Origin of the sequence: Candidatus Nanosynbacter lyticus, assembly GCF_030253515.1 — a bacterium.
Classification (GTDB): Bacteria; Patescibacteriota; Saccharimonadia; order Saccharimonadales; family Saccharimonadaceae; genus Nanosynbacter; species Nanosynbacter lyticus_A.
Map to the genome: position 1 here is coordinate 75,215 of NZ_CP124549.1, position 12,096 is coordinate 87,310.

The following is a 12,096-nucleotide window of genomic DNA, read 5'->3' on the forward strand; positions in this document are numbered from 1 at the left end:
TAGTGTAGAATACAATATTATGACAAGAGGAGAGCACCCATTACATGGTGAATTTGATCGGCCAAGGGCTAATTTAGATCAAGAGTGGGTAAAATACCTGATAGCGATGGGGGAAGGAGAAGAGACAGTCTCCGGACTTAGAGAGGCTCGGCTGAAGGTCAATGGCATGCTAGACAAGCACGAAGTGGACACAATTTATCGGCCAGGATTGAGCGGAGAAGAGCTGCTTGAGCGAGGGAGGGGCGTTCTTAATAGTGGTCTACGACGCCTAGAAAGTAATGATTTTAGCACGTTGGATTTATCAGATTATGAAGGCCATTGCAATGGTGATCCAGAACTAAAGAGGACAACCGCTCGACAAGTAATAATGTATCAAATTCTCGAGCGTGTCTTGATGGAGAGATCCGCGATAGGCGTGTCGTTAGTTGAAATGGCTTCTCGTACAATAACAGGTAATACGATTGAACCAATGAGGAAAATAGTCGTGATCACAGAGCGTCTGCTCGACCTTAAGGAGACGGTCCGCTCGCCTTGGTTTGGTTTTCTCAATGAAGTACTTGGTGGTGAGGATGTTTCGCCAGAACAGGTGGAACAGGCAATGAAGACTCAAGCCGCCGCCAATAAGACAGGGGATCAGGATGCTAAATTTCTCGAGCTTCTTGATGGTATATTTATGGAAACTGGTGGCGGGCTCTCTGATGAGCAGATGTTGTCTGTGGCAAGCAATGTGACTAGCCTTGCGGTCATAGAAGAGAAGGGCGGTCAGGGTCATAAAGAGGGGTTCTTATACTCAAATTATATGGCAGAACTGAAGGGTATTGGCTTATCCGATCAGCAAATCACTGAGCTAATAGCTGCACATAAAGAGATTATGCAAAAGCCGAGTAACGCGGAAGAATAAATCAGTACACCGAAAGGCATGGCTTAAGGGGGTATTTGGTATAATTAAGTCGTGATCTATCTCTTTTATGGCGACAACGAATTTGAGAAACGGGCGGCGCTTGCGGCGCTGGTTGGTGATATGGAGGTGGTGCGGCGTGACGGTGAAGAACTGACGGCCGCCGAGGTCTGTGAGGTGGTGATGGGGCAAAGTTTGTTCGCCGTCAAGCAAGCAGTGGTCATTACTGATGCGAGTCAGAATGTGGCTCTGTGGCGTGATTTGCCGGAGCTACTGGGTGATACGGCAACCACGGTTGTCCTTCTGGAGACGAAGCTTGATAAGCGCACAAAAACGTATAAGTGGCTGCAAAGCCATGCCGAGGTAAGGGAATACGCTCATTTCACTGAACGTCAAAAGCCGCAGCTGAGCGCCTGGTGTGTTGAGCGGGCCACGGTGTATGGGGCCGTGTTGACAGAGGCACAGGCAACAACGTTGATCGATCGGTTGGGGTTTGACCAGCTGCGACTTGATTTGGTGTTGCAGCAGTTAGCCTTGGCTGGCGAGTCGAATGATGAGCTGATTGATATGCTGGTGCCGCTCGCTCCGGCTGAAAGTGCGTTTGAGCTGTTTGCGGCGATGATGGATGGTGACCAGGGAAAAGTGCGCGCGATCATTACCTATCTCGAGGCGGAGAGCGGTGATGATGGGGCGTACCAGACGCTGGGGTTGTTGGTTTCACAGTTGGTGCAGCTGAACGCGTTGGTGCTATCTGGTGGTGATACGGAGGCGGTGGCTCGTGATTTTGCGGCCCATCCGTATGCGCTAAGAAAGGTAGCGCCGTATGCAGCGCGGACGACATCGACGCAACTTGCGGTAATTAACTCTGCCTTGGCGCAGGCTGATGAACATATGAAGACAACCCGTGTGTCGCCGTGGCTGTTGGTTGAGGCGGCGCTGATTGATGTGACTAGGATAGATCGCTAAGCCAGCATAAGCCATTTATATGCTTGACAAAATAAGTATGATATAGTACAATGCAAACTACTATTAGTTTACTAGAAAGGTAAAAAGGAATTAGCCATGGTCTTCAAAGATACGGAGCTTGATACGCAGGGGTCTGATAAACAACAGTCTTTAGACGAACGGCAAAAGCAATGGATGGAGCTGGGGCTCGAGGAGAAAATGGCTAGAAAAGAAACAGAGATTAGCCGAGGAGCTATTGACAATGAGCCTGCGTTAGTGATCGCCGAGATGGCAAAGTATGTTGGCGAAGAGTGTCCTCATCTCGTTCAGGTATTTGAGGAGACTAAACGTATGCGACTATCTGACAAACATCTGAGCTCATTAGCGGCAAATATAGACATAAGGTTAAATGAAACAAGACCCGAAGAATTGTATGAGATTGCCGGGGAGATCAAGGATAACTATGATACGTGGGCCGAGGGAAGGGCTGCACCGCCAATTGGCTCAAGAGGTCCACGTGGTGACGGTTATAAAACTCAGTATTTGTATGAAAGTATGATGGGGAACGGGCTTCCTAAGGAATTTTTTGACAAAATGGCCGTGGCATCCGTTCATTTTAATTATGTTTATCACCCAGACTCTCCGCAGAGTCAGATATATCAACAAATGCGACTTAACTCAGGGCGAGTGTCTGACATTGATGAGCTACAGGAGCAAACACTGAGAATTGCTGATGAAAGTCTTTATGATGCGGTAAAGCTGGTTATAGGGAAAAAAGAGCATGTGATTCGTGGAGTTTTTTGTGAGACGGACAATTATTACCCACAGCTCGTAACTCGGATGATAACAACGCTCGAGGTAGATAAGGGCTTGCCACAAGGGGTTCTGTTGGAGCGAGTTAATATGGATGACTTGTTCCATAGAATAAAGGAGGATCTTGGCCCGCGAACAAGCACTAGACTTTCTCGGTACTAGGGCTCACAAATTGTAAAATACTCCCGCCAACCGACGGGAGTATTGTTGATGCAAACGTGAATGGCTAGTTAGCCTCTTTGGCAGCTGGCTTTTTTGCAGCTGATTTTTTGGTAGCGGTTGATTTCGCGGTGGTTTTTGCCGCCGTCTTTACTGGGGCTTTGGCAGCTGGTTTTTTGGTCGCTTCAGGCTTAACACCGGCTTTTTTCGCGATAGCTGAGAGGGTACTCTTGCGCCGGGCAGCAGTATTTTTCTTCAGCAGGTTCTTCTTGACAGCGGTGTCGAGCTCACTGTGAGCAGCGGCTAGCGCCTCAGCACTCGGCTCAGCCATGAAAGCTTTGACGGCTGACTTGATGTCGCGCTTGATACCGATATTGCGCTCGCGGCGCTTTAGGGTTTGTTTGGCCCGTTTGATGGCGGATTTGATGATTGGCATAGATTTCCTTTACCTCTATAAATTTGTTTCGCTAATCAAGGATGGATTATACAGAAAAACCCAATAAAAGTAAAGAGTGGCTCGCATTGACGATAATCTATTGACTTTCCTGAAATGCTTATGTATAATGTGACTCAACGGTATAAACAAAAATAAACAGGGACACAACAATGGCGAGCCAGTCACAAAAGCAGCAGATCATTCAGAGCATCAAAGATGTGACTAATATCTTGGTGACGGTGAGCGCTGACCCATCGGTGGACGAGCTGTCGGCAGCGTTGGGGCTGACAATTTTCCTAAATAAACTGGGCAAGCACGCCACGGCTGTTTTTAGTGGCAAAGTCCCGCCGGCGATTTCATTCCTCGAGCCTGACGAGACGTTTGAAGCTACAGCGGACAGCCTGCGTGATTTTATCATCGCGCTTGATAAGGAAAAAGCCGACCATCTGCGCTACAAGGTGGTTGATGATGCAGTGAAGATTTTTATCACGCCGTACCGGGCGACAATTACCGAGGCTGATCTAGAGTTTTCGCAGGGCGATTATAACATTGAATTGGTGCTCGCATTGAACGTTGAGAGTCAGGATCATCTCGACAAGGCGCTGACGGCTCATGGCAAGATTTTGCATGATGCAGTGGTATCGACGGTGACCGCCGGTATGGTGAGGAGTAATCTCGGGACGGTTGATTGGCATGACGATAAGGCGTCAGGCGTCAGCGAGATGCTGGTTGACCTGATTGATGAGTTACGAACACCGAAAGTGACCATGGATGAGCAGATCGCAACGGCGTTACTGACCGGTGTTGTGGCGGCGACGGAGCGGTTTAGTAATAACTTGACGTCGTCGCGGGTGATGACGTTGGCGGCGGAGCTGATGGCGGTTGGCGCGAACCAGCAACTGATTGCTACTAAGTTGGCCGAGGGGCAGGCGATCGAAGCTGAGGAGCACTCAGAGTCAGAGCAATCAAAGCAGGCGGCCGATGTAGCTGATGATAAGACGGATAATGACGGCCAGGATGGCGCTAATTTTAAGGTTGAACGAGGGAAACGCTCGAAGCCAGCCGAGCCAAAGAGGGATGATAGCGCGCTATCAATCAGTCACGAGCGGCGGGGTAGCCTTGATGAGGTGGCCAAGCAGACTCGGGCCGAAGAGCAAGATGCGGCGGCCCGCGCGGCCACGGCGCAGCTTGAGCGCCTTCGAGCAGCGTCAGCGACGAGCGGACGGAGCAGTGCGACATCGACATCGCAACCAATCAGTGCGTCGGTGTCGGCTGAGCCAGAGACAGCTGCTCCGCTGCTGGGCGGAACACTGAATGCGACAACCGAGCGAGCGGCTGAGGATAAGCGCCGCGATCTTGATACTGATCAAAACAAGACTATCTTGCATCATGGCACCTATGTCGGTGCGTCGCGGCCGGCTCTCGGCGAATCGCCGTTGAATGCTGCCATGGGGAAGTCTGATGAACCACCGAGCGTTGACCCGTTTGCGACCACCAACAAAGACGAAGCGGTCATTGCCGCGCTGAAGGAGGAAACGCAGGCGCTGGCTGACAAGCAGACTCAATCTACCGCGCCGCCATCACTGCCAGATTCTGAGCGCGACGCCCGAGCGGCAATTACCGAGGCGCTGGCTGCTGCACCGCCGCTTGAATCTGCGGCTTCGCCCGCTCCGGTAGTTTCACCTTCGCCACTACCGACAGTGTCGTCTGCTCCGGCTACGCTCGCCGATATTGAGTCTAATGTGATGCATGGCCTGCCACCGCTGCCTGATTTCTCTGACTTCTCAGGATCAGGTTTGCCACCACTGCCGCCAGCTCCGGTCGGTACTGCAGATGGTGGACTACCAGCGTTGAACACATCGCCTTCAGTGCCGTCCACCTCTACACAGTCGCGCACCTTTAATCCGTCCCAGTTCCAGATCCCGGGGCAAAAATAGCCCATGGATGAGGTGCTGCTCATTGATAAACCAGCTGGTATGACGAGTTTCGGGGTAGTAGCGCGGTTGCGGCGAGTGCTCAGCCAGGCGGCGGGCAAGAAAGTGAAAGTTGGCCATACTGGTACGCTCGATCCGTTTGCTACGGGACTGATGATTATTGTGACGGGCAAGAAGTGTCGCGAGGCCGATACCTTTACCAAGCTCGATAAGTGGTATGAAGCAGAAATCATGCTTGGCGAGATATCGACGACTGGTGATCCTGAGGGTGAACTGACTCGCGTGTCGGAGCGGCAGCCGCCTCGCAGTGAGGTTGAAGCGGTACTCGGTACGTTTGTGGGTGAAATCAAACAACGACCGCCAGTGTTTAGTGCTATCAAGATCAATGGCCGTCGGGCCTATCAGCTGGCACGTCAGGGTCAGCCGGTCGATATGCCAGAGCGCACCGTGTCGATCTATGCCTTGGAGCTTGTCACCTATGCGTATCCTCGCCTGGTGATTCGAGCGCATGTTTCGAGCGGTACGTACATTCGGAGCCTAGCGGTTGATATTGGTCAGAAGCTGGGAACAGGGGCCTACTGCTGCCAGCTACGCCGCCAGGCTATCGCCGAGTATGACGTTGCCCAGGCAAAACCATTAGCGGATTTTGGGATTTTGTCTTGAAGTGCTATTATCAAAGCATGGGTAGGCAGACAGGTTTTACAATCGTTGAATTATTAATTGTGATGGTCGTGATCGCGATTTTGGCGGCCATCGGTATTGTGGCGTATTCAGGCGTGCGCCAGGATGCTACTGATACTAAGATCCGTTCCATCGTCAAGATTGCTGGGGATGCGCTGCAGATATATGACACACAGAAACGAACGCTGCCGTCAGGACAGGGGACGTTCAATAACGCTAATGGCGTTGACTCGCTTGTACCGCAGTATATCCAGCCAGGATATCGTGAGGGTGTCAGCAGCAAGAACGCGTCTGGTCCGGATGATATTTTTGTCTGGTATCCGTGCAAAGATACCTCTGGTAAGATAACAGGTATTGCGGTATTTGCGGCCCTTAATTCCGCCAAGCCGCAGGAGGCAGCTCAGGTTAATGCGGTCAAGGCGACCTGCAACATTCCGGGCGCAGCCGTGCCGACTACGGGTAAACCAGCCTATAATTACGTGCAGACATTTTAGTAAATGCGGTTGATTTGCGTTTTTAGCGTAGCATTGGTATAATGACGAGGCTATGATTAGCAAAGACGATAAAGCGAAAGCAATTGCTTTGACTCAGGTCAGCAAGGACGACGTTGGCAGCCCGCAGGCGCAGGTGTCGATCTTGACGGCTCGTATCAAAGAGGTCACCAAGCACCTGAAGGCGAATAAGCACGACTTCATGGCACGCCGTGGCTTAATCCAGATGGTTGGCAAGCGTAAGCGCCTGCTCAAATACCTGGAGCGAACTGATTTTGAGAGTTATAAAGCGGTTGTGGCTGCCCTGGGTCTGCGTAAATAGTCGCGCCTCGGTAGTTGTACGGATATCCACCTTGATATATCACGAGGTGGATATTTTGATTTAACGTGGCGTAGCTACAAAAACCGTCCGGCCGTCGGCTGCGCCGCCAAGCGTGCATGAATAGAGGGTGAGCTGTGGCTTGTTGGTTCGGTTTTCGATGTGAACGGCATCCGGCTTGACATCAAATAGCCGGGATATGACGTAGGTATAGCGCCTGCCACGGTAGTCAATGATTATTTCATCGCCAATGCGTAGTTTATCAATATTGTAGAATGGTGATTTTTGGATGGTTTGCTGCGGCGTCAGGCCCATGATAAATCGATGGGCCGACAAGACGAAGTTGCCGCCGTCGACTGGATTGCCATTCTCTGGCCGACGCCACCATGCACCTCGCTCCATAGTTTCGGCGCCGCCAGTAGCGTACGGTACGCTAATGTCAATTTTGGGGATGTAGAGGCGGTCCTCGGTGATGCTGGTTTCTGGCGTAGCGGCGAGAAGCTGGGTGGTTTCGTTACGCGTTGGATCAATGAGCTGAGCGCGAAAGAATGGACTAAACGCCGTGATGAGTGTGTAGCCGCCGCCAGCGAGCATGATGATAGCCAGACTCATACTGAGCCATCGGCGGCGGTTTTTGGCGTGGGTTGTCTGCTTCACTTGTTAATTGTAGCATGGGCGGGTCAGCCTAGCAGCATGGGTCGTTGTTTTACCGGGGTGAGCCGATCTGTTTTTTGGTGTTGTTTGACTTTTTATAGTTTTTATGCTAAATTACAAAGTATGAATGAATACGCGCCGCGGGCTGATAAATTACCGCCAGATGTGGCTAAACAAGCGGCAAGAGTCAGTGAAGTTGTGGCTGCTGTTAAGAAGCAGATTGGTCCGGATGGGGGACGATTAAGTGATGGCCCGCTGCATCTTGAGAGGTTGGAAGAGCTGAGTGCTGATGATCATAATTCAAGATTTACAGATGCGGATGATTTTTGGAAAAACGGTATGGATCCGTCGCGAGCAAATCCGTCACAAGACGAATCTGATACATCTGAAAAACTGCCGAGTAAATTTGTTAATAATTTTTGGCAGTACTTCTTTCCGGATGAAATGTTTGAGAAGGATGAGCTGTTGGGCTCGGTTGTGCTAAGCAAACCACCGCGACAACGGTTGAAGCTGGCGGGAGGAGAACTCCTCACATCGGTTCAGCAGCTGTTTGGGATGTTATTTGAGGATACCAATATTGATAGCCACAAACTTGTTACCCTGGAGTCAGCAGCTGATGAAGAGCACCTTGCCGATCTTAAGGAGGCAATGTTTATGCTCTATGTGCTGGCACTACATACGGTTACTCAACAAAATGTTATTGAAGTTGAGTGCTCAAGTGCGCATGAGTATTTGTGCAAATAGGAGTTTGTCATGGTAAGAAATATGAATGCAGAGCCACCAAGGGTAAGTCGGCGCGGTCTATTATGTGGTGCGGTTGGGGTAGCGGCGGCCACAGCTGGTGGGCTGCTTATGAATCGTGGCGATGAAAGTCAACGGAGAGTATCGGTAGAGACGAATGCTCCGAAGCTTGACCTTGATGGGGCGTATGAGATATATAATGCGGCGTACGATATGTTCCTACGATGTATTAGAGAAGTGCCTACGACTCCCGTATTTACTGGTCGTGAGCCATTAGCGCTACCACCGCCAGCCTCAGTATCGCGCACTGGCGGGAAGGGGTATGGATTTATGACCGGAGAAGCAGTGGTGAAAAATGGTAAGAGTAGTTTTCACATGGAGTCTGTGATGGTGTCGGCTCCTGACGATGATTCACAAGTTGAAGTGGGGATTCGTCTTTTGCTCCAAACTGGCCAGCCAAGCCTTACGGTAGCTGAAATGAATGCGACGTGGACTGTAGCGCGGGTGGCGATGCGAACGGATAAGGATTTTTTGAAACATATCGAGCGGTATGCTCCAGACGTGATTGCTTTGTCTTTCGTGCCAGAGTTGGAGCGGCCGCCACACGTTTCACATGGTAGCGAGCAGAACTATGAGAGGTATACGCTGGCACCGGGTGTGGAGGGCTTTACGATTAGTCATCGAGGTGGGCATGGGTTACAGTGGCTTTCACCGACAGATGAAACGCTCTCTGGTGTTAGTGAAGTTTTTGGTAGTATTCAGAACGAGCTTCGTGAGGCTGACTTTCTATAACGTGTGTGGCGCTGTGATATAATGGATGGTACGAAGCATAACCCGCAGACGGTGATGGATGTGTGGTGTGTTGATAGTAAACCAGCACGCGTACACCTGTTACTGTCTTTGCGAGAAAGAGAGGATCTATGGCAATTATTAATCCAAGTGGTAAGGAGATTTTTTCGGTTACGACGGAATTATGCGGGCGGCCGTTGACGCTGGAGGTCAACCGTGTTGGTTTTCGGACGACCGGTAGTGTGCTGGTGCGCTATGGTGATACGGTGGTTTTGGGCAGTGCTCAGGTGGGCAGCCGGCCGGTGCAGCTAGATTATTTCCCGCTGTCGATTGATTATGAAGAACGGTTTTATGCGGCGGGTAAAATTTCTGGCTCGCGGTTTATTAAGCGCGAGGGTCGGCCGAGCGACGAGGCGGTGCTGATCGGCCGGTTGATCGACCGTCCGATTCGGCCGCTGTTTCCAAAGGGCTACCGCCAAGAAGTGCAAGTAGTGGCGACAGTCTTAAGCATGGATCCGGATTTCCGCCCGGACGTGGTGGCGATGATTGCAGCGTCGAGTGCCTTGATGCTGACCGGCACGCCGTTTGACGGGCCGGTGGCGGGCCTGCGGGTGGGTCGTGTGAACGGCGAGTTTAAGGCCTTTTTGACGCCGGAGGAGCGTGAGCAATCTGATTTGGATCTGGTGGTGGCTGGTATCGAGAGTGGTATCACCATGGTGGAGGCCGGCGCTCGGGAGGTGTCAGAAGAGGTGATCGTCGATGCGATGGTGTGGGCGCACCAGATGATGCAGCCAGCGATTCAGGTGCAGCGAGAGTTGGCAGCCAAAGTGGCGCCAGCCGCACAAGAATATGAATTAGTTTTACCTGATGAAGCAATTCAGCAGACGGCTGATGCGTGGGTTGATGGCAAGCTGGGCGAGAAAATTCGCCGACCATATCCGGAGCGCAACGAAATGATTAGCAATATTTGCGCTGAATTTCATGAAGCGATGGCCAAAAAACTTGGCATAGACGAAGAAGAATATAGTGAAGTTCGCAATGATTATGATGAGGCGTTCACATTGGCGCTACACAAAGATGTGCGCCGCGGTATCGTTGAGGAAGGTAAGCGCCCAGATGGCCGCTCCTTGACGGAAATTCGCCCGCTCAGCTCAGAAGTTGGTTTGCTGCCACGAGCGCACGGCTCGAGCTTGTTTACTCGCGGCGTGACTCAAGGTATGAATATCGTGACTTTAGCGCCGTTGAGTTACGCGCAGCTGGTTGATACTATGGAGGTCAACGACGGCGAACGGCGCTACATGCATCATTACAATGCGCCGGGCTATACGGTTGGCGAGGTCAAGCGGATGGGCAGCCCGGGCCGGCGCGAGATTGGCCACGGCTACTTGGCGGAGCGAGCCTTGACGCCGGTGTTGCCGAGCGAAGAAGACTTCCCGTACGCCATTCGCAGCGTTACCGAAATTATGAGCCAGAACGGTTCGACGTCGATGGCAGCGACCTGTTCGAGCTGTCTGGCGTTGATGGATGCTGGCGTGCCTCTCTCGGCACCAGTTAGCGGTATCGCCATGGGTCTGATGATGGACGGTGATACACCGTACGTATTGAGCGATATTGCCGATGCCGAGGACTTTGCCGGTGACATGGACTTCAAGGTGACTGGTACAGCCAAGGGCATCACGGCGCTGCAGATGGATATGAAGGTGCATGGTTTGCCGGTGGCAGTGCTGCGCCAAGCGATTGAGCAGAGTAAGGCTGGCCGGGCATTTATCCTTGACCATATGCTAAGTATTTTGCCAGCGCCGCGCGAAGTACTCAGCCCATACGCGCCGCGGATTGAAAAGCTAAAAATTGACCCAGATAAAATCGGTGCGGTCATTGGCAAGGGCGGCGAGGTGATTAACAAGATCACCAGCGAGACTGGCGCCGAGGTTGATATTAAGGAAGACGGCTTGATCACCATCGCCAGTCCGAACGGCGAATCAATTGAGAAGGCGCTCAACTGGATTAAAAGCCTGGTCGAAGAGCCAGAAGTTGGTAAAATCTACGAAGGTACGGTAGTCAGCATCAAAGATTTCGGGGCCTTCGTGAATATTTTGCCGGGGATTGACGGGATGGTGCATATCTCGAAGCTGGCCGATCATCGCGTGGCTAAGGTGACTGATGTGGTCAAGGAAGGACAAACCGTTCGCGTGAAAATCACTGGTATTGATGAGCGCGGTAAGATTAACTTGACGATGATCGGGTTGTAACTTTTGCTTTTTAGCAAAGTACGCTACAATAGGAGAATATAAGACTAATTGAGGGGGATTATGGACGATAAGAATAATAAAAACGTACCACAACCGACAGCAACACCGCCAGCAGCAAATGAGCAGGCTGCTCCAGTAGTACCACAGCCAGTACCATCGGCTCCACAATCGCAGCAGCCGCTGCAGCAGGGTGCGCCAATGCAGCCCAAAAAGGGCTTGAGCAAGGGTGCGCTATGGGGTATCATCGGTGGCTCAATTGGTTTGATAGTCATTGTCGTTGGTATCGTGTTGGCAGTTATATTCCTTGGTGGGCCATCAAAGGCTGATTACCAAGAAGCTGCTAAGGCCATGAAAGAGTTTGACGGCAACAGCCTCAACTCGGCACTCAAGTCGTCGAATGCTGATAACGCAAAGAAGCTGATTGAAGAGGCGGTGGAGCGTGCTGATACAATGATGAAAAAACTTGATGCATCAAAGATTATGCGCGACGAGGAGACTAAAAAATCTTTCGGTGAATACAAAACTGCCTACGAAAAAGTACGCCCGAATTTGCTTGCCATTGCCAGTCTGATAGGAGATATGAAGGACTTTTCTAAGAAGTGCGCACCAAGCTTCTTCGGCTATGTCGGTAAGTCAGGAGACGAAGTAAAGAAGCTCTACGATGAAAAGATGAGCGACTGCTATAAGCTACTCGATAACGTTGCCAAATCAGAACAGAAAGAAGCACAGGACTTTGGCAAGCAAATGAAAGAGTATTACAAGTTGCTGGGTGACTACTTCGTGGCACGCGCTAATAAAGACTACACTACTCGGGTACCGCGTCTACCGTCGGGTAGCTCAAATCCACTGGCCGGCTTTGCTAAAAAGATTCAAGAGTCAAACCTACAGAAACACGAGCGAGAATTCATCAACTTAGTGAAAGAAAAAGCTGAAAAGTAATTTTCGCCTCAGCATCAAGCAAAACACCTCGCATAGTGACGAGGTGTT

The 12,096-nt window shown here is 51.2% G+C and carries 13 protein-coding genes; 11 read left to right on the plus strand and 2 right to left on the minus strand.

The annotated features are described in order from the left end of the window. Window positions 1-19: 19 nt before the first annotated feature. The 3 genes from NLML1_RS00385 (at window position 20) to NLML1_RS00395 (ending at window position 2,818) form a co-directional block, all read left to right on the plus strand. A complete protein-coding gene (locus NLML1_RS00385; protein WP_285441623.1) occupies window positions 20-901 on the plus strand; it encodes a hypothetical protein in 882 nt (293 codons plus the stop codon). A 51-nt stretch (window positions 902-952) separates the two neighbouring features. Continuing rightward, window positions 953-1,864, plus strand: coding sequence for a DNA polymerase III subunit delta (gene holA, locus NLML1_RS00390; RefSeq protein ID WP_285441624.1), 912 nt, complete (start codon window positions 953-955; stop codon window positions 1,862-1,864). Between the two features lie 96 nt (window positions 1,865-1,960). Next, window positions 1,961-2,818: a hypothetical protein gene (locus NLML1_RS00395; protein WP_285441625.1), complete on the plus strand. Its 858-nt coding sequence runs from the start codon at window positions 1,961-1,963 to the stop codon at window positions 2,816-2,818. 64 nt (window positions 2,819-2,882) lie between these two features. Here the strand turns inward: NLML1_RS00395 and rpsT are convergent, their stop codons facing one another. Next, entirely contained in the window at window positions 2,883-3,251 is a 369-nt protein-coding gene (gene rpsT, locus NLML1_RS00400) for a 30S ribosomal protein S20 (protein WP_285441626.1), read from the minus strand. A gap of 170 nt (window positions 3,252-3,421) precedes the next feature. Between rpsT and NLML1_RS00405 the strand changes: the two genes are divergently transcribed. The 4 genes from NLML1_RS00405 to rpsO are packed head-to-tail and all read left to right on the plus strand — an operon-like array spanning window position 3,422 to window position 6,679. Continuing rightward, window positions 3,422-5,188, plus strand: coding sequence for a hypothetical protein (locus tag NLML1_RS00405; protein ID WP_285441627.1), 1,767 nt, complete (start codon window positions 3,422-3,424; stop codon window positions 5,186-5,188). A gap of 3 nt (window positions 5,189-5,191) precedes the next feature. Next, the gene (gene truB, locus NLML1_RS00410; protein ID WP_285441628.1) at window positions 5,192-5,848 is read left to right on the plus strand and encodes a tRNA pseudouridine(55) synthase TruB; all 657 of its coding nucleotides are present in this window, start codon (window positions 5,192-5,194) and stop codon (window positions 5,846-5,848) included. 17 nt (window positions 5,849-5,865) lie between these two features. Then, complete coding sequence (locus tag NLML1_RS00415; protein WP_285441629.1) at window positions 5,866-6,360, plus strand: type II secretion system protein; 495 nt, start codon at window positions 5,866-5,868, stop codon at window positions 6,358-6,360. Window positions 6,361-6,412: 52 nt separating this feature from the next. Then, complete coding sequence (gene rpsO / locus NLML1_RS00420; protein ID WP_285441630.1) at window positions 6,413-6,679, plus strand: 30S ribosomal protein S15; 267 nt, start codon at window positions 6,413-6,415, stop codon at window positions 6,677-6,679. 60 nt (window positions 6,680-6,739) lie between these two features. Here rpsO and NLML1_RS00425 read toward each other — a convergent pair whose 3' ends face one another. Further along, window positions 6,740-7,333: a sortase gene (locus NLML1_RS00425; RefSeq protein ID WP_285441631.1), complete on the minus strand. Its 594-nt coding sequence runs from the start codon at window positions 7,331-7,333 to the stop codon at window positions 6,740-6,742. A gap of 120 nt (window positions 7,334-7,453) precedes the next feature. Between NLML1_RS00425 and NLML1_RS00430 the strand changes: the two genes are divergently transcribed. The 4 genes from NLML1_RS00430 (at window position 7,454) to NLML1_RS00445 (ending at window position 12,048) form a co-directional block, all read left to right on the plus strand. Further along, window positions 7,454-8,074: a hypothetical protein gene (locus tag NLML1_RS00430; RefSeq protein ID WP_285441632.1), complete on the plus strand. Its 621-nt coding sequence runs from the start codon at window positions 7,454-7,456 to the stop codon at window positions 8,072-8,074. Between the two features lie 21 nt (window positions 8,075-8,095). Next, on the plus strand, window positions 8,096-8,863 hold the full coding sequence (locus NLML1_RS00435) for a hypothetical protein (RefSeq protein WP_285441633.1): 768 nt from the start codon (window positions 8,096-8,098) through the stop codon (window positions 8,861-8,863). A gap of 128 nt (window positions 8,864-8,991) precedes the next feature. After that, window positions 8,992-11,109: a polyribonucleotide nucleotidyltransferase gene (locus NLML1_RS00440; RefSeq protein ID WP_285441634.1), complete on the plus strand. Its 2,118-nt coding sequence runs from the start codon at window positions 8,992-8,994 to the stop codon at window positions 11,107-11,109. A gap of 60 nt (window positions 11,110-11,169) precedes the next feature. Next, window positions 11,170-12,048, plus strand: a complete 879-nt coding sequence (locus tag NLML1_RS00445; protein ID WP_285441635.1) for a hypothetical protein — start codon at window positions 11,170-11,172, stop codon at window positions 12,046-12,048. Window positions 12,049-12,096 lie beyond the last annotated feature (48 nt).

Bases quoted from the DNA above. Each gene is read 5' to 3' on its own strand.
- NLML1_RS00385 (WP_285441623.1), top strand. From the start codon at position 20: ATGACAAGAGGAGAGCACCCATTACATGGTGAATTTGATCGGCCAAGG.
- NLML1_RS00395 (WP_285441625.1), top strand. From the start codon at position 1,961: ATGGTCTTCAAAGATACGGAGCTTGATACGCAGGGGTCTGATAAACAA.
- rpsT (WP_285441626.1), bottom strand. From the start codon at position 3,251: ATGCCAATCATCAAATCCGCCATCAAACGGGCCAAACAAACCCTAAAG.
- NLML1_RS00405 (WP_285441627.1), top strand. From the start codon at position 3,422: ATGGCGAGCCAGTCACAAAAGCAGCAGATCATTCAGAGCATCAAAGAT.
- truB (WP_285441628.1), top strand. From the start codon at position 5,192: ATGGATGAGGTGCTGCTCATTGATAAACCAGCTGGTATGACGAGTTTC.
- NLML1_RS00415 (WP_285441629.1), top strand. From the start codon at position 5,866: ATGGGTAGGCAGACAGGTTTTACAATCGTTGAATTATTAATTGTGATG.
- rpsO (WP_285441630.1), top strand. From the start codon at position 6,413: ATGATTAGCAAAGACGATAAAGCGAAAGCAATTGCTTTGACTCAGGTC.
- NLML1_RS00430 (WP_285441632.1), top strand. From the start codon at position 7,454: ATGAATGAATACGCGCCGCGGGCTGATAAATTACCGCCAGATGTGGCT.
- NLML1_RS00435 (WP_285441633.1), top strand. From the start codon at position 8,096: ATGAATGCAGAGCCACCAAGGGTAAGTCGGCGCGGTCTATTATGTGGT.
- NLML1_RS00440 (WP_285441634.1), top strand. From the start codon at position 8,992: ATGGCAATTATTAATCCAAGTGGTAAGGAGATTTTTTCGGTTACGACG.
- NLML1_RS00445 (WP_285441635.1), top strand. From the start codon at position 11,170: ATGGACGATAAGAATAATAAAAACGTACCACAACCGACAGCAACACCG.